19 protein-coding genes are annotated in these 25,002 nt (G+C 70.7%); 13 read left to right on the top strand and 6 right to left on the bottom strand.

Annotated elements, in window-relative coordinates:
- Positions 1-42: 42 nt before the first annotated feature.
- The 4 genes from N4G63_RS23740 (at position 43) to N4G63_RS23725 (ending at position 3,997) form a co-directional block, all read left to right on the top strand.
- Positions 43-900, top strand: a complete 858-nt coding sequence (locus N4G63_RS23740; protein WP_260790094.1) for a hypothetical protein — start codon at positions 43-45, stop codon at positions 898-900.
- Between the two features lie 146 nt (positions 901-1,046).
- Positions 1,047-2,216 (top strand): acyl-CoA dehydrogenase family protein, encoded by a 1,170-nt coding sequence (locus N4G63_RS23735; RefSeq protein ID WP_260790093.1) that lies wholly within the window; start codon positions 1,047-1,049, stop codon positions 2,214-2,216.
- Positions 2,217-2,232: 16 nt separating this feature from the next.
- Positions 2,233-3,060 carry a TIGR03084 family metal-binding protein gene (locus N4G63_RS23730; RefSeq protein ID WP_260790092.1) on the top strand — a complete coding sequence of 276 codons (828 nt, stop codon included), beginning with the start codon at positions 2,233-2,235 and terminating at the stop codon, positions 3,058-3,060.
- A 46-nt stretch (positions 3,061-3,106) separates the two neighbouring features.
- Entirely contained in the window at positions 3,107-3,997 is an 891-nt protein-coding gene (locus tag N4G63_RS23725; RefSeq protein WP_260790091.1) for a phosphatidylglycerol lysyltransferase domain-containing protein, read from the top strand.
- Positions 3,998-4,563: 566 nt separating this feature from the next.
- On the opposite strand, the gene N4G63_RS23720 is transcribed toward N4G63_RS23725, so the two are convergent.
- The 3 genes from N4G63_RS23720 to N4G63_RS23710 all read right to left on the bottom strand — a co-directional run bounded on the left by N4G63_RS23720 (position 4,564) and on the right by N4G63_RS23710 (position 6,475).
- Positions 4,564-5,340, bottom strand: a complete 777-nt coding sequence (locus tag N4G63_RS23720; RefSeq protein WP_260790090.1) for a DNA adenine methylase — start codon at positions 5,338-5,340, stop codon at positions 4,564-4,566.
- A gap of 135 nt (positions 5,341-5,475) precedes the next feature.
- On the bottom strand, positions 5,476-6,057 hold the full coding sequence (locus N4G63_RS23715; RefSeq protein WP_260790089.1) for a phage virion morphogenesis protein: 582 nt from the start codon (positions 6,055-6,057) through the stop codon (positions 5,476-5,478).
- Positions 6,058-6,067: 10 nt separating this feature from the next.
- Complete coding sequence (locus N4G63_RS23710) at positions 6,068-6,475, bottom strand: phage head morphogenesis protein (RefSeq protein ID WP_260790088.1); 408 nt, start codon at positions 6,473-6,475, stop codon at positions 6,068-6,070.
- A gap of 374 nt (positions 6,476-6,849) precedes the next feature.
- Between N4G63_RS23710 and N4G63_RS23705 the strand changes: the two genes are divergently transcribed.
- From N4G63_RS23705 to N4G63_RS23690, 4 genes are read left to right on the top strand one after another with little or no spacing between them, the layout of a single operon-like run.
- Positions 6,850-8,478, top strand: a complete 1,629-nt coding sequence (locus N4G63_RS23705) for an acyl-CoA carboxylase subunit beta (protein ID WP_314600398.1) — start codon at positions 6,850-6,852, stop codon at positions 8,476-8,478.
- Between the two features lie 18 nt (positions 8,479-8,496).
- Positions 8,497-9,645 (top strand): acyl-CoA dehydrogenase family protein, encoded by a 1,149-nt coding sequence (locus tag N4G63_RS23700; RefSeq protein ID WP_260790086.1) that lies wholly within the window; start codon positions 8,497-8,499, stop codon positions 9,643-9,645.
- A 30-nt stretch (positions 9,646-9,675) separates the two neighbouring features.
- Entirely contained in the window at positions 9,676-11,685 is a 2,010-nt protein-coding gene (locus tag N4G63_RS23695) for an acetyl-CoA carboxylase biotin carboxylase subunit (protein ID WP_314600397.1), read from the top strand.
- Positions 11,686-11,704: 19 nt separating this feature from the next.
- Positions 11,705-12,499 (top strand): enoyl-CoA hydratase/isomerase family protein, encoded by a 795-nt coding sequence (locus N4G63_RS23690; RefSeq protein ID WP_260790223.1) that lies wholly within the window; start codon positions 11,705-11,707, stop codon positions 12,497-12,499.
- A 51-nt stretch (positions 12,500-12,550) separates the two neighbouring features.
- On the opposite strand, the gene N4G63_RS23685 is transcribed toward N4G63_RS23690, so the two are convergent.
- Entirely contained in the window at positions 12,551-13,456 is a 906-nt protein-coding gene (locus N4G63_RS23685) for a LysR family transcriptional regulator (RefSeq protein WP_260790085.1), read from the bottom strand.
- Between the two features lie 165 nt (positions 13,457-13,621).
- Here N4G63_RS23685 and N4G63_RS23680 point away from each other — a divergent pair, with 165 nt between their 5' ends.
- The 5 genes from N4G63_RS23680 to garD all read left to right on the top strand — a co-directional run bounded on the left by N4G63_RS23680 (position 13,622) and on the right by garD (position 22,084).
- Entirely contained in the window at positions 13,622-16,975 is a 3,354-nt protein-coding gene (locus N4G63_RS23680) for a bifunctional cytochrome P450/NADPH--P450 reductase (protein WP_314600396.1), read from the top strand.
- Between the two features lie 59 nt (positions 16,976-17,034).
- The gene (locus tag N4G63_RS23675; protein WP_260790083.1) at positions 17,035-18,120 is read left to right on the top strand and encodes a LacI family DNA-binding transcriptional regulator; all 1,086 of its coding nucleotides are present in this window, start codon (positions 17,035-17,037) and stop codon (positions 18,118-18,120) included.
- Positions 18,121-18,286: 166 nt separating this feature from the next.
- Positions 18,287-19,447 (top strand): L-talarate/galactarate dehydratase, encoded by a 1,161-nt coding sequence (locus N4G63_RS23670; RefSeq protein ID WP_314600395.1) that lies wholly within the window; start codon positions 18,287-18,289, stop codon positions 19,445-19,447.
- A 63-nt stretch (positions 19,448-19,510) separates the two neighbouring features.
- Positions 19,511-20,503 (top strand): Bug family tripartite tricarboxylate transporter substrate binding protein, encoded by a 993-nt coding sequence (locus N4G63_RS23665; protein ID WP_260790081.1) that lies wholly within the window; start codon positions 19,511-19,513, stop codon positions 20,501-20,503.
- Positions 20,504-20,512: 9 nt separating this feature from the next.
- The gene (garD, locus tag N4G63_RS23660; protein ID WP_260790080.1) at positions 20,513-22,084 is read left to right on the top strand and encodes a galactarate dehydratase; all 1,572 of its coding nucleotides are present in this window, start codon (positions 20,513-20,515) and stop codon (positions 22,082-22,084) included.
- Positions 22,085-22,128: 44 nt separating this feature from the next.
- Here the strand turns inward: garD and N4G63_RS23655 are convergent, their stop codons facing one another.
- Positions 22,129-24,000 carry a sensor histidine kinase gene (locus N4G63_RS23655; protein ID WP_314600394.1) on the bottom strand — a complete coding sequence of 624 codons (1,872 nt, stop codon included), beginning with the start codon at positions 23,998-24,000 and terminating at the stop codon, positions 22,129-22,131.
- 13 nt (positions 24,001-24,013) lie between these two features.
- On the bottom strand, positions 24,014-24,736 hold the full coding sequence (locus N4G63_RS23650) for a response regulator (RefSeq protein WP_314600393.1): 723 nt from the start codon (positions 24,734-24,736) through the stop codon (positions 24,014-24,016).
- Positions 24,737-25,002: the final 266 nt, after the last annotated feature.

The raw sequence follows: 25,002 nt of genomic DNA, 5'->3' as shown, positions 1-25,002 counted from the left end.
CGCAAGACGCCAGGGCACCGCCATCGCCACGATGGCCGCACCATGGTGGCGCCCGCCCATTCCGGCCTTGCTGCGCAGGCACCCGCCAGCGGCCGCGGCATGGCCTCGGCGCCGCTGAGCTGCCTGGTCAGCGGCCTGGGCCCCGACGATGGCGAAGACGAGGCCGCCCTGGCCCTGGTGCACCGCCTGCGTGGCCTGGGCGGCACCGTGGCCGCCATGACCCCGCTGGCCTGCGACGGCCTGCCCGCCCCGGGTGGCGGCCTGCACAGCGCGCGCGTGGCGCGGCTGGCGGCCGCGGCCTCGTTTCATCTGCCGGCGCATGCGGTGTGCCCCTTCGTGCTGCCGGCGCAACGGCCGGCCAGCGGCCCGGGTGCGGCGCGCGTGGCGGCCAGCGCCGATGGGCCGGGCCTGCGTGCCCAGCCGGTGCGCGAGGCCTTCCAGGTGCTGGCCACCTGGGCCGATGCGGTGGTGGTGGCGGGCATCGGCGGCTGGCTTTCGCCAGCGGTGGCCGAAGGCGCCCCGGCCACCGGGCCACTGCTGGCGCGCATGGCCCGGCGCCTGCACCTGCCGCTGCTGCTGTGCGTGCGCCTGACCCCCGGCGCAGCGCAGCGCGCACGGCTGGCCGTGGCCGAACAGGGTGCCCGGCCGGTGGCCTGGCTGGCCACCGGTGGGCCATGGCCACCGCCGGCCGCCGGGCCGGCCACAGCGCTGCACGGCGCTGGCGAACTGGCGCTGGTGAGCCAGGCCCTGGGCGTGCCCTGCGCCGGCCATGTGCCGCTGGCCGACGGCCCGCCAGGGGCGGCCCCGGCCCACGCCGCCAGCCTGAGCGCCGCGGCCGCCGCCGGCATCCACCTGGCCGAACTGCTGCCGCGGCTGGTGCGCCAGCCATCAGCCAGATAACGCAAGACGCTGCGCCAAGCGCTGAACCATCATCGATTGCCCGCGGCCCGCGGCCCGCACCGGTGGCCAACCCCACGCGACCCGTTTTTTCCGACCCGGTGGCCCGACCCTGCCGCCTGCCCCTACGCCAGCCCCGACCGACCCCGATGCTCGACTTCACCCCGCTGCCGCACTGCTTCACGCCCGAGCACGAGAGTTTTCGCGCCACGCTGCGCGAGTTCGTGGCGCGCGAGATCACGCCCTTCTGCAACGACTGGGACGAGGCCGAGAGCTTTCCGCGCGCGCTCTACCAGAAGGCCGCCGCGCTGGGCCTGCTGGGCATGGGCTACCCCGAGCAGTACGGCGGCACGCCCACCGACATCTTCTACCACCTGGTAGCCAGCGAAGAACTGGCGCGCTCGGGCTGCGGCGGCGTGAGTGCGTCGCTGATGTCGCACAGCATCGGCCTGCCGCCCATCGCCGCCTGGGGCAGCGAGGCGCTCAAGGCCCGCGTGATCCCGCCGGTGCTGGCCGGCCAGCAGATCGCCGCGCTGGCCGTCACCGAGCCCGGCGGCGGCTCGGACGTGGCGGCGCTCAAGACCACCGCCATCCGCGATGGCGAGCATTACGTGGTGAATGGCGAGAAGGTGTTCATCACCTCGGGCATGCGCGCCGACTGGTTCACTGTGGCGGTGCGCACCGATCCGACCAACCCCGGCGCCGGCGGTGTCTCGGCCCTGGCCATTGCCGGCGATTCACCGGGCCTGTCGCGCACCGCGCTCCAGAAGATGGGCTGGTGGGCCAGCGACACCGCCCACCTGCGCTTTGACAACGTGCGTGTGCCGGTGGGCCAGCTGCTGGGGCAGGAGAACCGCGGCTTCATGGTCTTCATGAACAACTTCAACAGCGAGCGCCTGGGCATGGCCGCGCAGGCCTGCGCCTATGCCCAGGTGTGCCTCGAAGAAGCCGTGGCCTGGGCGCGCGAGCGCCACACCTTCGGCCAGCCGCTGGTGCAGCGCCAGGTGATCCGCCACAAGCTGGTGGACATGGCCATGAAGATCGACGCCGCGCGCAGCCAGATCTACGAGCTGAGCTGGCGGCTCGAGCACAAGGTGGGCGAGCCCGCGCAGATGGTGGCGCGCATCTGCATGGCCAAGATCCTGGCCACGCAGGCCATGCAGTTCTGCGCCGACCAGGCGGTGCAGATCCTGGGTGGCATGGGCTTCATGCGCGGCACCAAGAGCGAGCGCATCTACCGCGAGGTGAAGGTGATGATGATCGGCGGCGGCAGCGAGGAGATCATGAAGGATCTGGCCGCCAAGCAGCTTGGCTTGTGATCGGGGCTTTTGAACCATGCAACACACCTGCGACGACCTGCTGGGCGAGTACCGCGCACTGGCCGACTTCTGCGCCACGCTGAGCCCCGCGCAATGGCGCGTGGTGACCGATTTCTACGGCTGGACGCCGTGGGACGAAATCGCCCACCTGGCCTACTTTGACCACACCGCGCTGCAGAGCTGCACCGATGCCGAGGCCTTTTTGGCCGGCGTCAAGACGTTGATGGCCGAGCAGGCCCAGGGCAAGGAGATCAGCACCATCGCGCGCGAGACCTTCGGCCACCTGGACGGCGCCGCGCTGCTGGCCCAGTGGCGACAGCGCTTCGAAGCCCTGGTGGCCCAGTTGCGCCCGCTGGACCCCAAGGCCCGCCTGCCCTGGTATGGCCCGCCGATGAGCGCGCGCAGCTTTGCCACCGCGCGCCTGATGGAAACCTGGGCCCATGGCCAGGACATCTGGGATGCGCTGGGCCCTCTGGTGGGACGTTCTCGCGGCGCCAGCCCGGGGCTCAAGCACATCTGCCACCTGGGCGTCACCACCTATGGCTGGACCTTCGTGAACCGCAAGCGCGAGGTGCCGCAGCCGGTGCCCTATGTGGAACTTGCCGCGCCGGATGGCAGCCTGTGGGCCTGGGGCGAGCCCTCGGCCACCGACTTTGTGCGCGGCCCGGCGATGGATTTTGCGCTGCTGGTCACCCAGCGCCGCCACCGCCACGACACCGCGCTGCAATGGGCGGGGGCTGGCGCCGAGGCCTGGACCGCCATTGCCCAGTGTTTTGCCGGCCCGCCGGCCGATGGCCCGGCCGCCGGCGTGCGCACGCGGGCGAGAACCCAGCCTGCCGAGTGAGCGTCCAGCGGGCCAGGGCGTGAGCCGGAGCGGGCAGGGCGCTGCCGTGCCGGCCGCCGGCATCGGCGTGCCGCTGACGCTGGCGCTGGCGCCGCGCCTGGCCCCGCTGCTGGCTGCGCGCTTGGCAGGCCTGGGCGAGCGGGCGATTGCCGATCTGTCCTATGCCAACCTGTGGCTGTTCCGCCGGGTGCATGACTACCGCTTTGTGGATGGCGACTGGCCGGCCATCAGCGGGCTCACCTACGACGGCCAACGCCATCTGCTGCCGCTGTTTGCGCCGCAAGCTGCGCCGGCCGAGGTGTTGCGCGACCTGATGGCGGGGCATGCGGCCTTGTTTCCATTGACGGAAGCCGAGGCGCGTTCGCTCGATCCTCTGCACTGGACCATCGACGCCCACCGCGACGATGCCGACTACCTCTACCCGGCCGAGCACTTCCGCCACTACCGCGGCACGGCGCTGCAGAAGAAGCGCAACCTGATGAAGCAGTGCCGTGCGGCGCATGCGCTGCAGGTGGTGGCGTATGACGCTGCCGATGCGCGCCATCAGCAGGCGGCGCTGGCCGTGCTGGCGGGCTGGACCGCCGACAAGGGCAAGGCCCCGGGTGATGCCGACGATCTGCCCTGCCGCGAGGCCTTGTCTCTGGCGGCCGAGCTGGGCCTGGCCGGCCACATCGCCTGGGCCGATGGCGAGCCGGCCGGTTTTGTGCTGGGTGAGCTGCTGCAGCCGGGCGTGGCGGTGATCCGCTTTGCCAAGGGGCTGGCGCGCTTCAAGGGCATCTCGCAGCTGCTGTTCCATCACTTTGCGGTGCAATCGCCCTGGCCGGTGGACTGGATGAACTTCGAGCAGGACCTGGGGTTGGAGAACTTCCGGCGGACGAAGCTGAGTTATCAGCCTTCTTCTCTGTTGCCGAAGTTCCGGGCTTCGCTTCGGCATTGACTGGTTTTAGCCTTGGCTTTGGCTTTGGCTTTGGCTTTGGCCTTGGCTTTGGCTTTGGCTTTGGCTTTGGCTTTGGCTTGCTGGGTTGGGTGCAAGCCAGGCCATGTGTGAACCCGCACCTGCTCTGGGGGAGAACCGGGAACGGGCGGGAATGGGTGGGATGGGGCGGGAAGGCCTGAAGAATCAGGCACTTAGTCCGGATCGGGGGATCGGGCGCCGCCACACTTCGACCGGCGCTTGATCTGCGGGAAGTGTGGCGGACGAGGTGTTGCGCCGAAATCCTGTGATCCACCTGTGACGCCAGGGTGACGGGCCCTTGAGCCCCAATCCATGCGCCGCCGAAGTGTTGCGCCGAAGTGTTGCGGCGCCCCACCCCCTCCACCTATGAGGGCCCCTCCCCGGCCGAAAAACCGAAGTGTGACCCCGCGCAACACTTCCAGCGGCCCAGACCGGCCCGCCAGATGGCCGCAGGCGCCCCGATCTCCGGGCGGGAGATACCATCCCCGCCCGAATCCTGATCGACGCGCCTAGGGCCTCTATTCGCGCCCGCTGGTACACCCCGCAGGCTAACGCCAGCTGCGGATGATCAGTTCCCCGGTCGGCTTGCGCTTGCCCGGATCCGCCGCCACCGAGTAGGTGATCGCCGTCTTGGTCATGGCCAGGCCGTCGAACACCCGGCGCATCTCCGGCACGTCGTTGACGGTCACCACCGCGCGGCCCTTGATCGACCGCATCAGCGCCGCCATCCGCTCGTATTGCTCGATGCCGAACGGCACGCCGTAGCCCTCCACGGCCCAGTAGGGCGGGTCGAGGAAAAACATGGTGTGCGCCCGGTCGTAGCGCTCGATGCACACGTCCCACGGCTGGTGCTCGATGAACACGCCGTTGAGCCTCAGGTGCACCTGGCTCAGATCCTCCTCGATGCGCAGCAGGTTGAGCCGGGCCGGCGTCGTGGTGGCGGTGCCAAACGAGCGCCCCTCTACCTTGCCGCCGAAGCCCAGCTTCTGCAGGAGAAAGAACCGCGCCGCTCGCTGGATGTCGGTCAGCGTCTCCGGGCTGGTCATTTGGGCCCACTCGTACACCTGCCGAGAAGAAAGCGCCCATTTGAATTGCCGAACGAACTCCTCGAGGTGGTGCTGCACCACCCGATAGAGATTCACCAAATCGCCATTGATGTCATTGAGCACCTCGACCTTTGTGCGGCGCTCTCTCAAAAAGAACAGTGCTGCCGCGCCACAGAAGGGCTCGACGTAGCAGGAATGCTCGTGGTCAGCGAGCAGGGGCAGGATCTTGTCTGCCAGGCGGCGCTTGCCACCTATCCAAGGGATCATCGGAGTAGCCATTGCAATCCAGAATCGGCCCGCCTCTGCAGAGGTGGCAGGGCCTTGGCTGAGCTGCAGGCATGCGCTGCGGCAAGGTGGCCGTCCCGGTGGTCGCACACCGTGGCGGTCGCCCTGTTCTTTTCGTGGCCGAGGCCGTCACCCCTTCCACCGCTTCATCAAGTGCTGTTCGCCAATGCGGATGATTTCGGCCGCATCGCTCCCGCTCACACCCAGGAACGGCCGCGCCGGGATCTTCACTTGGCGGCGCAGCAGAAAGTGGGTCTGTCCTTTGCTGTCCACCAAGATGAACTGGCCCTTCAGCGTCTGCGCCACATGCAGTCCCTCCATGCTCCGCGGGCTGCCCGCGGCCCGTGCTGCGGGCGTCACCGGAATCGCCAGGAAGGGCCCCGCCTTTGCGCGGATCACTCCCCCAAACTGGTGGATCGCGGCATAGACCACGTTGGTGCCCACCGTGGCCGAGTGGCCCGTGGCTTGACCGTTGATCGAGTTGCGCAGCCGGCGCGACATGCTCAACGTCTGGCCGCCCTCAGTGCGCGCGCGGTAGCTCTTCGACCACGGCTGGCCATTCGGCGCCGTCTGCATGCGAAACCGCATCTGTGCGCCGGTCACCATTGCCCGCGCGATCTGCTGCATGGCCGGCAGCATGCTGCCGCCCAGCGGCATGCCCAGGCGCATGCGCTCCATCGCACGCCGCACGCCGTCGTCGGTGACCTTCACGCTCGCGCCATCACCGGCCATCTCGGAACGCCTGCTCCTTCTGCGCCAGCTGATCGCGCAATTCGTCGCCACGGCTAGCACCAGGTGCATACGCCCAGCCCGGGCCCACGCCGGCCGGCACCATCTCGATGGCACCGGTGCGCGGATTCGTCCACTCACGCAGCTTGTCCGCCGGCGCGGTGTCAGGCCCGTCCTTGCCCAGGCGCTGCACCTGGTCGGCGCTGAGCTGGATCACACCGCACCGGCAGCCCCAGTCGTTGGGCGGGTAGTGCGTGCTCCACCACGGGGCATCGGCCGGCAGCACCAGGCCGTCCCAGGCCGCGTGCTCGGGCCGCGTGTCCGCATCGCCGACCGCGTCGTACATCAGGTACGGCGCGTCGGCCTTGGTCTGCTGGATCTGAGCCCAATGCCCGCGCACGGCCTGGCCGAATCACCGAACACGTTCTCGGTCCCAAATCCCCCGTAGGCGGCGATGCCCATAGCTGCCAACACCTTGGCATGCCCGCAGCATGCGGAAACGGTGGAGTAGGCCGAGGACGTCGGGTGGCCGGTCGGCGTAAGTAAAGGAGGAGCCGGTGTGCGGGAGCACGCCGGCGGGGGACATGGAGCCGACCGGCCACCCGGCGGCCTCGGCCGGTCGCGCATGCCACCCGGCGGCCTCGGCCGGCGGGCACAAATCAGCGCAAGCAAAGAGGCACAAGCAAGACGCACAACCATCAGCCACTCTCCGCAAGACGCACAGCCGCAGCGCCCATAACCTGCCACCGGCAATCCACACCGGCATCGGCACCCATGGCCCACATCGAGTCCACCCTGTCCACCACGAGCGAGAGCTTCCAGGCCAATCGCGAATCCATGCTGGCCCTGCTGGGCCGTGTGCGGGCGGCCGAGGCGCGCACCCGGGCCAAGTCAGCCGCCTCGCGTGAGCGATTTGAAAAGCGCGGCCAGCTGCTGCCGCGCGAGCGCGTCTCGCTGCTGCTCGATCCTGGCACGCCGTTCCTGGAGCTGGCCACGCTGGCCGGCTACGGCATGGACCATCCCGATCCTGACAAGACCGCGCCCGGCGGCGGCATGGTGGCGGGCATCGGCTTTGTCAGCGACATCCGCTGCATGGTGGTGGCGTCGGATTCGGGCATCGATGCCGGCGCGCTGCAGCCCATGGGCCTGGACAAGACCCTGCGCGTGCAGGAGCTGGTGCTGGAGAACAAGCTGCCCCTGGTGCAGCTGGTGGAAAGCGCCGGCGCCAACCTGCTGGCCTACCGCGTGGAAGACTTCGTCCGCGGTGGCGCCAGCTTTCGCAACCTGGCGCGCATGTCGGCCGCCGGCCTGCCGGTGATCACCGTCACGCACGGCTCGTCCACCGCCGGTGGCGCCTATCAAACCGGCCTGTCCGACTACATCATCCTGATCCGCGGCCGTTCACGCGCCTTTCTGGCCGGCCCGCCGCTGCTGAAGGCGGCCACCGGCGAGATTGCCACCGAAGAAGAACTGGGCGGCGCCGAGATGCACACCCACATCTCGGGCCTGGGCGACTATCTGGCCGAGGACGACCGCGACGGCATCCGCATTGCGCGCGAGATCATGGGCCAGATCGACTGGAACCGCGATCTGCCGGCCGAGATCGTGGCGCCCCAGCGCCGCTACAAGCCGCCGCGCCACGACGCCGAAGAGCTGCTGGGCATCATGCCCGCCGACCACAAGCGCCCGGTGGACATGAAGCAGGTGATCGCGCGCATTGCTGATGACTCCGAGTTCCTGGAGTTTGGTGAGAACTACGGCAGCGCCACCGTGTGCGGCCACATCAAGATCGAAGGCTGGCCGGTGGGCATCATCACCAACAACGGCCCCATCGACCCCGCCGGCGCCACCAAGGCCACCCACTTCATCCAGGCCTGCTGCCAGAGCAAGACGCCCATCGTCTACCTCAACAACACCACCGGCTTCATGGTGGGCAAGAGCTACGAGGAGAACGGCATCATCAAGCACGGCAGCAAGATGATCCAGGCGGTGACCAATGCCACGGTGCCGCAGATCACGATCTACTGCGGCGCCTCGTTCGGTGCCGGCAACTACGGCATGTGTGGCCGCGGGTTTGCGCCGCGCTTTTGCTTCAGCTGGCCCAATGCCAAGACGGCGGTGATGGGCGGCGAGCAGGCCGCCGGCACCATGGTGATGGTCACCGAGGCCGCCATGCGCCGCAAGGGCGAGGTCGACACCGCCAAGCTCGAGGCGCTGAGCAAGCAGATCATCGACCGCTTCGACAGCCAGATGAGCGTGTTCACCACCAGCGCGCGCCTGCTCGACGATGGCGTGATCGACCCGCGCGACACCCGCGCCGTGCTCAGCAAGGTGCTGGCCACCTGCCGCGAGGCCGAAGCCCGCCGGCCGCAAGCCATGCAGTTTGCCGTGGCGCGCCCCTGAACCTGATCGGAGACCCCCATGCAACTCACCCACGAACACGAGCAGCTGCGCGCCACCATCCAGCGCTGGATCACCGAGCAGGTGAACCCGCATGTGGACGCGTGGGAAGAGGCCGAGACGTTTCCGGCGCACCAGCTGTTCAAGCAGATGGGCGAGCTGGGCCTGCTGGGCCTGGACAAGCCGGTGGAGTTTGGCGGCGCAGGGCTCGACTACAGCTACGCCGCGGTGCTGGCCGAGGCGCTGTCGGGCATCAACTGCGGCGGCATTCCGATGGCCATCGGCGTGCAGACCGACATGTGCACGCCGGCCCTGGCCCGCCGCGGCAGCGACGCCCTGCGCCGCGAGTTCCTGGCCCCGGCCATTGCCGGCGACCGGGTGGGTTGCCTGGGGGTCTCCGAGGTGGGCAGCGGCTCGGATGTGGCCTCGGTCAAGACCACCGCACGCAAGGACGGTGGCGACTACATCATCAACGGCGGCAAGATGTGGACCACCAATGGCACGCAGGCCGACTGGTGCTGCGTGCTGGCCAATACCAGCGACGGCGCACCGCACCGCAACAAGAGCCTGATCATCGTGCCGATGGACACGCCCGGTGTCTCGGTGGCGCGCAAGCTGCGCAAGATGGGCATGGACTCGTCCGACACCGCGCAGCTGTTCTTCGACGAGGTGCGCGTGCCGCAGCACCACCGCATCGGCGACGAGGGCCTGGGCTTCAGCTACCAGATGGAGCAGTTCCAGATCGAGCGCCTGTGGGGTGCGCTCAACGCGATGGGCGGTGCCCAGCGCTGCATCGACATGACCATCGAGTACACCCGCGAGCGCAAGGCCTTCGGCCGCGCCCTGCTCGACAACCAGTGGATCCACTACAAGCTGGCCGAGATGCACGCCGACGTGGAATGCGTGCGCGCCCTGGCCTGGAACTGCGTGGAAGACGTGGTGGCCGGCCGCGACGCCACGCGCCTGGCCACCGTGGCCAAGCTCAAGGCTGGCCGCGTGGTGCGCGAGGTGGTGAGCGGCTGCCTGCAGTTCTGGGGCGGCATGGGCTACATGAACGACAGCCTGATCTCGCGCTTCTACCGCGACACGCGCCTGGCCAGCATTGGCGGCGGGGCTGACGAAGTCATGCTCCAAATTTTGTGCAAATACATGGGCACGTTCCCCAAGTAAACCGCCCGCGCCAAGACGACGAGACCGCCCATGACCACCGCCACGCCCTTCCACAAGATCCTGATCGCCAACCGCGGCGAGATCGCGCTGCGCGTGATCCGCAGCGCGCGGGCGCTGGGCTATCGCACGGTGGCGGTGTATTCCACCGCCGACGCCCACAGCCGCCATGTGCGCGAGGCCGACCAGGCGGTGTGCATCGGCGCGCCACTGCCGCGCCAGAGCTATCTGCGCATCGAGGCGATCATTGAAGCCGCCCAGCGCACCGGCGCCGATGCCGTGCACCCCGGCTACGGCTTCCTGGCCGAGAACGAAGGTTTCGCACAGGCCTGCCGCGACGCCGGCCTGAGGTTCATCGGCCCCTCGCCCGATGCCATCCGCGCCATGGGCCACAAGGCCGGCGCCAAGCAGCTGATGATGGATGCCGGTGTGCCCTGCATCCCCGGCTATCAGGGTGAAGACCAGAGCCCCGAGCGCCTGGCCGCCGAGGCCGGCCGCATCGGCTATCCGGTGATGATCAAGGCCACGGCCGGCGGTGGCGGCCGCGGCATGCGCCTGGTGAGCAGCGCGGCCGACTTTGCCGCCGCGCTGGCCAGCGCGCAGAGCGAGGCGCAAAACGCCTTCGGCGACCCCGAGGTGATCCTGGAGCGCGCCATCCTCGAGCCGCGCCACATCGAGATCCAGATCTTTGCCGACCGCCATGGCCAGGCCATCCACCTGGGCGAGCGTGATTGCTCGGTGCAGCGCCGCCACCAGAAGGTGGTGGAAGAAGCCCCCAGCCCGGCCGTGAACGCCGGGCTGCGTGCGCGCATGGGCGAGGTGGCGGTGAAGGCCGTGAAAGCCATCGCCTACGAGGGCGCCGGCACGCTGGAGTTTCTGCTCGACCGCGACGGCAACTTCTTCTTCATGGAGATGAACACCCGGCTGCAGGTGGAGCACCCGGTCACCGAGGCCATCACCGGGCTCGATCTGGTGGAACTGCAGCTGCGCGTGGCTGCCGGCGAGCCGCTGCCGCTCACCCAGGCCGATGTGCGCTTCTCAGGCCATGCCATCGAGGTGCGGCTGTGTGCCGAGGATGTGGATGCCGGCTTCATGCCGCAAAGCGGGCACATGGCGCTGTGGCATGCGCCCGAGGCGCTGCGCGTGGAGCATGCGCTGGTGTCGGGCGTGGAGGTGCCACCGTTCTACGACTCGATGATCGCCAAGCTGGTGGCCCACGGCCGCACGCGGGATGAAGCGCGCCGCCGGCTGATCAACGGCCTGCACGATCTGGTGGCACTGGGCGTCACCACCAACCAGGTGTTTCTGGCGCGCTGCCTGGCGCACCCGGTGTTTGCGGCGGGCGGCGCCACCACCGCCTTCATCGGCAGCCACCAGGCCGAACTGCTGCGCACTGAGCCCGCCACGCTGCGCGATGCCGCGGCCGTGGCCGCGCTGCTGCTGGCCGAAACCGCGCACGACGGCACGCGCCGCCACAGCGAGCGCCGCCTCACGCACACGCTGCCGCTGGGCCTGCGCTACAGCCTGGGTGGGGCCACGCATGCCGCGGCACTCACCCAGCTGGGCCCCAACGAGTTCACCGCCCAGATCGACGGCACCGAACGCGCGCTGCAGCGGGTGGACAGCGCCCCGCACCGGCTGCGCGTGTCACTCGACGGCGTGGTGGAGGCGGTGGCCTATCACCGCGACGGCGCACGCCTGCTGATGCACTTTCGCGGCCAGCCGTATGACGTGGCCGACCACACCCGCGCGGTGGCCCAGCGCCAGGGCGGGGCGGGGGGTGATGGCAAGGTGCGCGCCTCGATGAACGGCCGCGTGGTGGCCGTGCTGGTGACCGAAGGCGACAGCGTGCAGGCCGGCCAGCCGCTGCTGACGCTGGAGGCCATGAAGATGGAACATGTGCACGTGGCCCCGGTGGCCGGTCGCATCACGCTGCTGGCCGTGGGCGTGGGTGAGCAGGTGGCCGCGCAGCGCGTGGTGATCGAGGTGACGGCCGAGGCCGCCACGCCCCCCCAAGCCGCCCAAGCCGCCCCAGCCGCTTGATCCGCAGGAGCCACGCGCCATGAGCGAGAACCCGAGCGATGTGCTGATCGAGACCCGCGGCCAGGCGCTGTGGCTCACCATCAACCGCCCCGACAAGCGCAACGCGCTGCGCGCCAGCGTGATCGAGGGCCTGCGCGCCGGCATCCGCCAGGCGCAGGCTCAGGCTGAGAAGGATGGGGCGGTGCGCGCCATCGTCATCACCGGCGCGGGCGACAAGGCCTTTTGCGCCGGTGGCGACCTGCAGCCCGGCCAGGGCTTCGTCTTCGACTTCGCGCGCCCCGACAGCGACTACGCCAACCTGCTGCGCGAGGCCCACGCCGCCACGCTGCCCATCGTGGCGCGCATCAACGGCACCTGCATGGCCGGCGGCATGGGCCTGCTGTGCATGGCCGACCTGGCCGTGGCCGCCGACCATGCGCTGTTCGGCCTGCCCGAGGTGAAGGTGGGCCTGTACCCGATGCAGGTGCTGACGCTGATGAAGCGCCTGGTGGCGCCGCGCATCCTGCGCGAGTGGTGCCTGACCGGCGAGCCCTTCAGCGCCGCCGAGGCGCGCGCCAACGGCCTGCTGAACCATGCGGTGCCCGCGGCCGAACTGGATGCCAGGGTCGACTGGCTGCTGGCCCGCCTGGTCGACAAGAGCCCCACCGCCATCCGCCGCGGCAAGTACGCCGAAGCGGCCATCGAAGCCATGGGCTTCGAACAGGCCATCGCCTACATGGAAGGCCAGATCACGCTGGTGGCGCAGACCGAGGATGCGAAGGAAGGCCTGGCGTCGTTCAACGAAAAGCGCAGGCCGGTTTGGACGGGGCGGTGAGCACAGCGCCCTGCGGCTGCGGCTAGCGCTGACGCGGGGCCGGGGCCGCCCTCAGCGCGCCGCCGCCACGATGCACTCGCGCAACCAGGCGTTCAGCGGATCGGCGTCGCGCTGCTGGTGCCAGTACAGGTGCATCTCCACTGCGGGCAGGGCGATGGGCAGCGGGTGCAGATGGGCACCCAGCTCGGTGGCCAGCGGCAGGGCCAGGCGGTGGGGCAGGGTCAGCAGCAGGCCGGCCTGCATCACCAGGCGGGCGGCGCTGTCGTAGCGCTGGCAGCGCGCGCCGATCTGGCGCTGCAGGCCGACCTGGGCCAGGGCCAGGTCTTCCACCGCGCGGCCGGTGCGCAGCGTGCTCACCTGCACATGGCGGGCGCTGCGGTACTGGGCCTCGCTGGGCGGCTGGGGCAGGTGGCTCAGCAGCACATAGGTCTCGCGGGTCAGTGGCCGGTGCAGCACATCGTGGGCCGTGGGCTGGGCGATGTCGATGGCGCAGTCGATGCGGCCGCTGGCCAGATCGCTGCGCAAGGTCTTGCGGCCCAGGCGCACGCTGTGCACCACGGCCTGCGGGGCGCTGCGCGCCACCTGGGCCAGCAGCGGCGGCAGCACCAGCGGCTCGCCCTCGTCGTTGATGGCCAGCGTGAGCTCGCCCACGTCGCGCACCGGCTCGAAATGCTGCGAGCGCCGCAGTGCCTGGCGCAGCAGCTGCAGCGCCTGCTGCACCTCGGGCCACAGCTGGGTGGCCAGGGCGGTGGGGCGCACGCCATTGCCCTCGCGCACGAACAACGGGTCGTCGAGCTGGCGGCGCAGCCGGGCCAGCGCGTGGCTCACGGCCGGCTGGCTCACGCACAGCAGCTCGGCGGCGCGGGTGAGATTGCGCTCGGTCCACACCGCCTCGAAGACGCGGAACAGGTTCAGGTCCAGGCGCTGCAGGGCGCTGGTGTCATGCGTGGTGTTCATGGGGCAGGGCGACAGTGTCGTGCCCGCCAGCCTGGCGCCGCTCTGAGGGATTGCCCTTGGGTCATGCGCGTGGCTCATGGCCGGGCATGACCAGGCTTCAGTGGGCAGCGCAGGCGCGGCGGCCCACAATGGCCGGTCGCCCCCTCTGGCTGGCCTGGCCCGCGCATGTCTTCACGCAACCCGCTGCATCCGATCCCGCATCCGCCCCAGCTGCCGCTGCTGGGCAACCTGCTGTCGCTGGACGCGAGCCGGCCGATGCAGAGCATGCAGGCGCTGGCGCAGCAGCTGGGCCCGATCTACTGGCTCAAGATGCCCGGCACCAAGCTGGTGGTGGTGACCAGCGCCGCGCTGGCCGAGGAGGTGTGCGACACCACGCGCTTCGACAAATGCACCATCGGCACGCTGCGCCGGCTGCGGCCGCTGTCGCACGGGCTGTTCACGTCGGACACCAAGGAGCGCACCTGGGCCAAGCCGCACGGCATCCTGATGCCCAACTTCACGCAGAAGGCGATGCGCGGCTACCACCCGATGATGCTGGACATCGCCCAGCAGCTGGTGGCCAAGTGGGCACGCTTGAACGCCGACGACGAGGTCGACGTGGTGCGCGACATGACCGCGCTGACGCTCGACACCATCGGCCTGTGCGGCTTTGGCTACCGCTTCAACAGCTTCTACCGAGAGGGCTTCCACCCTTTCGTCGATGCGCTGACCCGCTCGCTCGAGACCGTGCAGCGCCGTCGCGGCATTCCGCTGGAGCACTGGCGCCTGCGCCGCCAGATGGCGCAGATGGACCGCGACGTGGCCTACATGCACGGCATGGTGGAAGCCATCGTGCGCGAGCGCCGCGCCAGCGGCCTGGGGCTCGCCGAGATGCCCGACCTGCTGAGCTACATGCTGGCCGGCGAGGACAAGGCCAGCGGCGAGCGCCTGGACGACCGCGAGATCCGCGACGAGTGCATCGAGTTCCTGATCGCCGGCCACGAGACCACCAGCAACCTGCTGAGCTTTGCGCTGGTGGAACTGATGCGCCACCCCGAGGTGCTGGCCCGCGCCCGCGCCGAGGTCGACGAGGTGTTCGGCACCGACACCGCCGCGTGGCCCGACCACGCCCAGGTCAACCAGCTGCCCTATGTGCAGCAGGTGCTCAAGGAGACGCTGCGCCTGTACCCGCCGGCGCCGGGCATCGGCCTGCAGGCGCGGGCCGACACCACCATTGGCGGCGCCATGGCCTACCCGGTGCCGCGCCGCAGCCTGGTGATCCTGAACACGCTGGCGCTGCACCGCGACCGCGCGGTGTGGGGCCCCGATCCAGAGGCCTTCGACCCCGGCCGCTTCACCCGCGCCGCCGAGGCCGCGCGCCCGGCCCATGCCTGGAAGCCCTTTGGCAACGGCCAGCGGGCCTGCATCGGCCGCCAGTTTGCGATGCAGGAGGCCACGCTGGTGCTGGGCCTGATCCTGCAGCGCTTCGAACTGATCGACCCGGGCCACTACCAGCTGCGCATCCGCGAGGCCTTGACCATCAAGCCCGAGGGCCTGCGCATCCGCGTGCGGGCGCGGCGGGCGGTGCAGCCGGTGGTGGCGCCGGTGGTGCGCGCCGATGCGCTGGGGCCGGGCGGTGCCATGGGCGCCGGCGCCGCGGCGGCCGGGGCGACATCGGTCGCACCCCATGCGCCTGTGCACCCGGTGGCCCCGGTGGCCCCGGCGGGCACGGCGCTGCTGGTGCTGCACGGCTCCAACGGCGGCACGGCCGAAGACATCGCCGGTCAGCTGGCCGATGCCGGCCGCGCGCGTGGCCTGGCGGTGACGGTGGCGCCGCTGGACACCCACGCCAGCGCGTTGCCCGGCACGCTGGCCCAGGGCGGCCTGTTGCTGCTGGTGAGCGCCTCGTACAACGGCACGCCGCCCGACAACGCCCGCGCCTTCTGCGCCGCGCTGGCCCGGCCGGCCGCGGCCGATGCGCTGACCGGCCTGCGCTACGCCGTGTTCGGCTGCGGCAACCGCGACTGGTCCAGTACCTACCAGGCCGTGCCGCGCCAGATCGACGAGGCCCTGGCAGCCCGCGGTGCACAGCGCCTGCTGCCGCGCGGCGAGGGCGATGCGCGCGAAGATCTGGAGGCCGACTTCCAGGCATGGGCCGCCGCGCTGTGGCCGGCCGTGGCGGCGGCCTGTGGCGGTGGGGTGTCCGGCGAGGCGTCCGGCGAGGGGTCCGGCGCAGCGCCCGGCGCCGATCACACCACCGCGCCGCTGCCCGATCCACTGGTGCTGCACTGGCTGCCGGCGGCTGCCGCGCCGGCCGCCAGCCGCCTGCCCGGCGCGCTGCCGCTCACCCTGCATGTCAACCGCGAGCTGCAGCAGCCCGGCGCACAGGGCCAGCCCCCGGCGCGCAGCACCCGCCACATCGAGTTTGCGCTGCCGCCCGGCGCCGCAGCGCCCTGGCAGGTGGGCGACCACCTGGCGCTGATGCCGCGCAACCCCGATGCGCTGGTGCAGCGCGTGCTGCAGCGCCTGGGCCTGGATGGCGATGCGCGGCTGCAGCTGGCTCCACCGGCGCCCGGCGCGCGGCGGTGGCCGCACTTGCCCTATGCCGATCAGGGCGCCGCTGCCGGCCAGGCCCTGCCGCTGCACCAGCTGCTGGCCGAGGCGCTGGAGCTGCAGGCGCCGGCCACGCGCCGCCAGCTGCAGCTGCTGGCCGCCCACACCCGCTGCCCGCACACCGGTGCGCAGATGGCCGCGCTGGCCGCCGCCTGGCAGGCCGCGCCCGACGCACCACGCCCCAGCCTGCTGCAGCTGCTCGAGCGCTGGCCGGCCTGCGAGGCACCGCTGGCCGCGCTGCTGCCGCTGTGGCCGGCTTTGGCGCCGCGGCTGTACTCGGTGGCCTCGTCGCCGGTGGTCGATGCGCAGCGCGTGGCGCTCACCGTGTCGGTGGTGGATGCGCCGTCGCGTCACGATCCGGCCCAGCGCCACCGCGGCGTGTGCTCGGGCCAGTTGCAGCAGGCCCAGCCGGGTGAGCGGTGGTGGGGCAGGCTGCAGCGTGGTGCGCCAGGCTTCACGCTGCCCGACGACCCCGCCGTGCCACTGCTGATGGTGGCCGCCGGCAGCGGCATCGCGCCGTTTCGCGGCTTTGCGCAGCAGCGCGCGGCGCTGCAGGCCGCCGGCGCGCGGCTGGGGCCGGCGCTGCTGCTGTTCGGCTGCCGGCAGCCGCAGGTGGATGCGCTGTATGCCGACGAACTGCAGGCCTGGGCCGATCTCGGCGTGCTGCAGGTGCTGTACGCCCACTCGCGCCTGGGCCCCGAGCCGGTGTACGTGCAGCACCTGCTGGCCCGGCAGGCGCAGGCCGTGTGGGCCCTGCTGCAGCACGCCGATGCCCGCGTGTATGTGTGCGGCGACGGCGCGCAGATGGAGCCCGCGGTGCGCGCCGCGCTGCAGGCCATGGCGCGCCAGCACGGCGCGCCCGATGACTGGCTGGCCGGCCTGCAGCGCGGGCAGCGCTACCTGCTGGACGTGTGGGCCGGCGGCTGAGCGGCTGAGACCGGCGGCAAGCGGCGGCTGGTAGCGCTGCCAAACCTAGAATGCGGGGCATGAGCGACGCCGCGCCCCCCGCCAAGCGATCGCGCCGCAGCAGCGGCGCGGTCACGCTGCACGACGTGGCGCGCCTGGCCGGCGTGGCGCCCATCACCGCCTCGCGCGCGCTCAACACGCCCGCCCAGGTGTCGGCCGAGGTGCTCAGGAAGGTCAGCGAGGCCGTGGCGCGCACGGGTTATGTGCCCAACCGCCTGGCCGGCGGTCTGGCCTCCACGCGCAGCCGGCTGGTGGCGCTGGTGGTGCCCACGGTGTCGGGGCCGGTGTTTCTCGACACCATCCAGGCCCTCACCGAGACGCTGGACGCCGCCGGCTACCAGCTGATGGTGGGCCAGGCCGGCTACGAGGGCCGGCGCGAGGATGCGCTGCTCGAGGCCATCATCGGCCGCCGGCCCGATGGCATCGTGCTCACCGGCATCCTGCACTCCGATGCCAGCCGGCGGCGGCTGCTGGCCTCGGGCATTCCGGTGGTCGAGACCTGGGATCTCACGCCCACGCCGCTGGACATGCTGGTGGGCTTCTCGCACCAGGCGGTGGGCGAGGCGGTGGCGCGCTACCTGCACGGCCGCGGCCGGCGGCGCCTGGCCACCTTGTCGGGCGACGACCCACGCGCCACCCAGCGTGCGCAGGCCTTTGCGCGGGCGGCCGAGGCCCTGGGCCTGCCGCCGGTGCGCGCGGTGGTGGTGAAGGCGCCCACCACGCTGCAGGCCGGGCGCGGCGCGCTGACGGCGCTGATGGCTGAACACGACGCGCCCACCACGCTGCCGGCCACCCGCCGCGGGCGGGGCCGGATGGCCGGCCCGCCGGTGGATGCGGTGTTCTGCAGCTCCGACCTGCTGGCCCTGGGCCTGCTCACCGAGGCCCGCATGCAGGGCCTCGCCGTGCCGGACGATCTGGCCGTGGTGGGCTTTGGCGACCTCGAGATGGCGGCCCAGGCGGCACCGGCGATCAGCTCGGTCAGCGTCAACGGCGCCGGCATCGGCGTGCAGGCGGCCCGCTTTCTGATCGAGCGGGCCGAGGGCCGGGCGGTGGCCGAGCGCGTGGTCGACATCGGCTTCCGGCTGATCGAACGCCACAGCAGCTGAGCCGGCACGCGGCGCGGGTCGCGCGCCAAGGCTACGGGTAATTCCCAGGTTGTCTGACCTTCTCAAGGCAAACAGGTAGCGCTACCATTCGCGCCGATCTGGTAGCGCTACCGTGCGCTGTCAGCCTGCACGGCCCTGCGCCTGCCCCGTTGCCACAGGATTGCCCATGAGTTCCGCCCCCGCCGCCGGCACGCCGGCTGTCGACGACCGCATTGCCCACATCGCGCTGTCGTCGTGCTACCTGCCGCTGGCCAACCCGATCAGCGACGCCAAGGTGCTCACCGGCCGGCAAAAGCCGATGACCGAGATCGCGATGCTGTTCGCCGAGATCGAGACCGCCGGCGGCCACCGCGGCCTGGGCTTCACCTACAGCAAGCGTGCCGGCGGGCCGGGGCAGTTTGCCCATGCCCGCGAGGTGGCCCCGGCACTGATCGGCGAAGACGCCAACGACATCGCCCGGCTGTGGACCAAGCTGTGCTGGGCCGGCGCCTCGGTGGGCCGCAGCGGCCTGTCGGCCCAGGCCATCGGTGCCTTCGATGTGGCGCTGTACGACCTCAAGGCCCGGCGCGCCGGCCTGTCGCTGGCCAAGCTGCTGGGCGCGCACCGCGATTCGGTGGCCTGCTACAACACCTCGGGCGGCTTTCTGCACACGCCGCTCGAGCAGTTGCTGGTCAACGCCGAGAAGTCGGTTGCGCGCGGCATTGGCGGCATCAAGCTCAAGGTGGGCCAGCCCGACCGCGCAAAAGACATCGAGCGCGTCTCGGCCGTGCGCCGCCATCTGGGCGAGGGCGTGGCGCTGATGGTGGACGCCAACCAGCAGTGGGACCGGCCCACCGCGCAGCGCATGTGCCGCCGCTTCGAAGACTTCAACCTGGTGTGGATCGAGGAGCCGCTGGACGCCTACGACCACGAAGGCCATGCCGCGCTGGCCCAGGCCTTCGACACCCCCATCGCCACCGGCGAGATGCTGACCAGCGCGATGGAGCACGGCGACCTGATCCGCCACCGCGCGGCCGACGTCCTGATGCCCGACGCGCCGCGCGTGGGCGGCATCACGCCCTTTCTGAAGATCGCCGCGCAAGCCGAGGCCGCGGGCCTGATGCTGGCGCCGCACTTCGCGATGGAGCTGCATGTGCACCTGGGCGCGGCCTATCCCACCGAGACCTGGGTCGAGCACTTCGACTGGCTGGAGCCGCTGTTCAACGAGCGGCTCGACATCAGCAACGGCCGCATGCGGGTGCCCACCCGCCCCGGCCTGGGCGTGAGCCTGAGCGAACAGGCCCGCGCCTGGACGCGCGAGCGCGCCGAGTTCGGCCAGCGCGCCTGAGGGGCATTCCTGCCCAGCTTGTTTCCCTGCCCATCACCACACCCAGACCCAACGGAGACAGACATGTTCAAGACCAAGACCTTGCGCGGCGCCCTGATCGGCGCCAGCGCGGCGCTGCTGGCCATCACCGCCGCGCTGCCGGCGGCCGCCCAGGCCTGGCCGGCCGGCAAGCCGGTGACGCTGCTGGTGCCGTTTCCGCCCGGCGGCTCCACCGACATGATTGCCCGCACCGTGGGCGCCAAGCTGCAGGAGCGCTTTGGCGCCAGCTTCATCGTCGACAACAAGGCCGGTGCCGGCGGCACGCTGGGCGCCGGCCTGGCCAAGCGCGCGGCGCCCGATGGCGCCACCATCTTCGTCTCGTCGCTGGGCCCGTTCGTGATCGGCCCGCACCTGATCAAGGGCGTGGCCTACGACCCGCTGAAGGACTTTGACTACATCACCGTGGCCGTGCAGGCGCCCAATGTGCTGGCCGTGCCGGCCAACTCGCCGCACAAGAGCTTTGCCGACCTGCTCAAGCACATCAAGGCCAACCCCGACAAGATGAGCTTCGCCTCGGCCGGCAACGGCACGTCCGACCACCTGACGGCCGAGCTGTTCTGGCAGGCCACCGGCACCCGCGCCGTGCATGTGCCCTACAAGGGCGGCGCGCCGGCCATGAGCGACCTGATCGGCGCCGTGGTCGATGCCTCGTTCATGAACATCAACACCGGCCTGCCCAACATCAAGGGCGGCAAGCTGCGCGCGCTGGCCGTCACCAGCGCCACCCGCTCGCCGCTGCTGCCCGAGGTGCCCACGATGGACGAGCTGGGCCTGAAGGATGTCACCGTGTACTCGTGGCAGGCCTTTGCCGCGCCCAAGGGCCTGGCCGCCGACACCAGGGCCCGGCTGCGCGAGGGCATCGTGGCCGCCTTGAACGACGCCACGGTCAAGCCCAAGCTGCTGGAGCTGGGTTTCGAGATCGTGGGCAACACGCCCGAGCAGTTCACCGCCTTCCAGGCCGCCGAGTTTGCGCGCTGGAAGAAGGTGATCGAGACCGGCAAGATCACCGCAGACTGATCCCGCATCATGACTGGAGCACCCAGGAAGGCCCCGCTGCGCATCGTGATGGATGCGCGCGACAACGTGGCCATCGTCGCCAACGATGGCGGCCTGCCGGCCGGCACCCGGTTCGACGACGGCCTCACGCTGTGCGAGCAGGTGCCGCAGGGCCACAAGCTGGCCCTGGTGGACCTGAAGGCCGGTGACGCGGTGCTGCGCTACGGCGTGGCCATCGGCTATGCGCTGCACGACATCGCGCAGGGCAGCTGGGTGCACGAAAAGCGCCTGCAGATGCCCGGCGCCCGCGCGCTGCAAGGCCTGCCGATGGCCACGGTGAAGCCCGCACCCGCCGAGCCGCTGGCCGGCCACAGCTTCCAGGGCTACCGCAATGCCGATGGCTCGGTGGGCACGCGCAACCTGCTGGCCATCACCACCACGGTGCAGTGCGTGGCCGGCGTGGTGGCGCAGGCCGCCCAGCGCATCCGCGCCGAGCTGCTGCCGCACTACCCCAACGTGGACGGCGTGGTGGCGCTGGAGCACGCTTACGGCTGCGGCGTGGCCATCGACGCGCCCGATGCGGTGATCCCCATCCGCACGCTGCGCCACATCAGCCTGAACCCGAACTTCGGCGGCGAAGTGCTGGTGGTGAGCCTGGGCTGCGAGAAGCTGCCGCCGCAGCGCCTGCTGCCGCCGGGCAGCTTTCCGATCAGCGATGAGCGCTCGCCGCAGGACGGCCCCGACACCGTGTGCCTGCAGGACGAGGCGCACATCGGCTACCAGGCCATGCTCGACCACATCCTGGCGCGCGCCCAGGTGCACCTCGAGCGTCTGAACCGCCGCCAGCGCCAAGCCATTCCGGCCAGCGAGCTGGTGGTGGGCGTGCAGTGCGGCGGCTCGGACGCCTTCTCGGGCGTCACCGCCAACCCGGCCGTGGGCTACTGCGCCGACCTGCTGGTGCGCGCCGGTGCCACCGTGATGTTCAGCGAGAACACCGAGGTGCGCGACGCGGTCGAGCAGCTCACCGCCCGCGCCGCCACGCCCGAGGTGGCGCAGGACATCGTGCGCGAGCTGGGCTGGTACGACCAGTACCTGGAGCGCGGCCGCGTCGACCGCAGCGCCAACACCACGCCGGGCAACAAGGCCGGCGGCCTGAGCAACATCGTCGAGAAGGCGATGGGCTCGATCATCAAGAGCGGCTCTATGCCGATCTCGCACGTGCTGGCGCCGGGCGAGAAGTTGAAGCCCGATCAGCGCGGCCTGGTCTACGCCGCCACGCCGGCCAGTGATTTCATTTGCGGCACGCTGCAGCTGGCCGCGGGCATGAACCTGCACATCTTCACCACCGGCCGCGGCACGCCCTACGGCCTGGCCGAGTGCCCGGTGGTCAAGGTGGCCACGCGCAGCGATCTGGCCCGCCGCTGGCACGACCTGATGGACGTGAACGCCGGCACCATTGCCGACGGCGAGGCCACGGTCGAATCGCTGGGCCGGCAGATGTTCCAGACCCTGCTCGACGTGGCCAGCGGCCGCAAGACCTGGGCCGAGCAGCACCAGCTGCACAACGCGCTGGTGCTGTTCAACCCCGCGCCGGTGACCTGAGCGGCGGCCTGGCAGCCTCCAGCGCGAAGCACATCGTCCGGAAGCTAGTCCAGTGGCGCGTCAAACGGCACCAGCAGCCGCACCGCAGTGCCCTGCCCGGAGCTGCCGATCTGCAGCTGCCCGCCCAGCATGCGTGCCCGCTTGCTCATGCTGTTGAGCCCCTTGCCGGTGGCCCTGGCGCGTGCGGCCTCCACGTCGTAGCCCTGGCCGTCGTCTTCGATGCGGATGCTCAGTGCGGTGTCGGTCTGGCTGGCGGTCAGGGTGATGGTCTTGGCGCCGGCGTGCTTGAGCGCATTGGTCAGGCACTCCTGCACGATGCGCAGCACCGGCAGCTGGTGCTGGGCGCGCAGCGGCAGGGCATCGCCCAGGGCCTGGGTTTCCCATTGCAGGGCGATGCCCGCCGCCTTCAGGCGCGGCTGCATGCGAAAGCGCAGGTTGCCCAGGGCCAGCAGCAGCGAGTCGTCGCTGCCATGCGACGAGTCGATGGCCAGCCGCAGATCGTCGATGCAGCTGCGCAGCAGTTCGTAGGTCTGCTGGCTGCTCAGCGCTCCGGACCGGGCCATCACCAGCGAGCTCACCAGCTGCGAGCCCAGGCCGTCGTGCATGTCCTGCATGATGCGGCTGCGCTCCAGTGCGGCCGCCTCGGCTTCGCGGGCGGCCCGCTCGAGCGCGTGCAGCCGCGACAACTCGGCCTTCTGCGCCGCCAGTTCGCGCGCCATGGTGGCCGACTGCGCGCGCTGGGCCGCCAGCGAGCGTGAGTGATCGGCGATCAGGAACGCGGCAATCGACGAGAACCACACCAGCGCAAAGAGCTGGAGCAGGTAGCCGCTCTGCGCCGCACTGCGGCTGGAGTTGATGGCCGACAAGTCCATCAGATTGACCCAGATGCCGGTCAACACCACCAGCAGCAGCACGGCCGTGCGCCACTGGAACTGCTGCATCAGCCGGCGCACCAGCGCCACCAGCGGCAACGGCGCGAAGCAGGCCGACAGCAGCAGGATCGCCCGCGAGAACACCGGCTCGAAGGTGTTGCCCGTCCACAGGTGGTAGATCAGGTAGGCCGCGCACAACAGCACCGACAGGCGCACGGTCCAGTACCGGTAACGCGGCGCGTCGACGCCGCTGACCTCGAGCAGAAAGTAGTAGCTGCCCAGGGTCAGGGCACAGCCGGCGACAAACAGCGCCAGGCGCCAGTAGGCAAACAGGCCCGCGGGGATGGCATTGACGAAGAAGATCAGGTCCACCACGCAAAAGCCGGCACCACTCAGCGCCACCCACAGGTAGGCGCTGAGTTCGCGGTTGCCCAGGTAGATGCTGAACATGATCAGCGCCAGCACCGCAGAAACCACCAGGCTGATCGCGGGCAAGACCCGGTAGGCGATGTCGCGCGGCGCGTAGACCCGGTTCACGCTGGCCGCCTCGCCCACCACCATGCGCGGCATCAGCAGCATGTTCTCGTGAATGGCCCACTCGCGCTCGATGACGTTGGTGCCGGCACGCAGCAGCCCGGGCGGCAGGCTGAATCGCGACGGGTGCAACTGCCGCACCGTGGTGCGGGCATCGGTCACCGGCAGGTCGGCCACCACGCTGCCGTTGACCTTGAGGCGCCCGCCGTCGTGCAGATCCTCGACATACAGCATCCAGGGCACGTCTGGCGGCGGCGCGGCCAGTTCAAACTCGGACACGGCCCGCAGTTGCACCAGGTCGCGTCGGGCCCGCAGGCTGCGCACCGGCAGCGACAGCCGCGACGCCTGCTCCGGCTGGCTGGCGTCGAAGACCCATGCGGACTCGATCGCGATCAGCCCCGTCTCATCGCCATCCAGCGGCCGAAACTCGACCAGGCGCACGGCCGCCAGCACCAGCAGCACCAGGCCCATAACCAGCAGCAGGCGGCCATGGGCTGCAAAGCGGCGCACGCTCAAACCGCGGTCACAGCATGCCGCGCTGCCGCGCCTCGAACACGGCCTCGCCACGCGAGTTCACTTCGAGCTTGCGGTACACCCGGCGCAGGTAGCCGGTCACGGTGTGCCAGGTGATGCCCAGCGCCTGCGCGATCTCCTCGTAGGTCAGGCCCTTCTCGATGAGGCACAGCACCTCGTGCTCGCGCGGGCTCAGCGCCTGCCCCGCCGGCACCTGCGCCGCGGCGGGCGGCCCGCCAAGGCCTGCCAGCGCCGGGTGCTGCGCCTTGAAGTGCCGCAGCATGCGGCGGGCAACGCTGGGGCTGATCGGCGAGCCGCCGCCCACAAGCTCGGCGATGTGCTGGGTGATCTCATCGGCGGGGGCGTCTTTCAGCAGGTAGCCCACCGCCCCCGCGGCAATGCTGCTGACGATGTGCTCATCGTCGCCAAAGACCGTGACCACCATCACCGCTGCGCCGGGCTGGTGATCGGACACCCAGCGGATGAACTCGCGCCCGTCGGCATCGGGCAGCCCCAGGTCCACCAGGTAGACCTGCGCCGCGTGGGTTTGCGCCAAGGCCTTGGCCTGCGCCACCGACTGCGCGCTGAAGGCCAGCTGCAAGCCCGGATCGGCGGCGATGGCCACCTCGAACATCTGGCGCACATGGGTTTCGTCCTCCACCACCGCCACGGCGATGGGCCGGCTTGTGCCGACCGGGCTGGCGGCGGGAGGAACGGAGCTCGAAGAAACCATGCCAACGAGGGTAAGGGGGGTGGCCACGCTTGACAAGCGGGCGCGGGCGCCGGCTTGGCCCCAAATCTGGGGCTATCGGCATGGGCCCGGACGAATGGGATGAGCCATCCCGCTGTCCTTGGGGCCCTGGCCCCATGACAGCCGACCGGTGGCCGCAGCACAGTGCGGGCCTGCCCACCTGCATGGCACCCATGAACGCCGAGACCCACCGATGACACACGGCTGCCCCGTCTGCACACGCTGCCCGGCCCGGCCGCGGTGCCCAC

The sequence above is a fragment of the Aquabacterium sp. OR-4 genome, assembly GCF_025290835.2.
Classification (GTDB): domain Bacteria; phylum Pseudomonadota; class Gammaproteobacteria; order Burkholderiales; family Burkholderiaceae_C; genus Pseudaquabacterium.
This window is presented reverse-complemented; position numbering and strand designations above follow the sequence as displayed.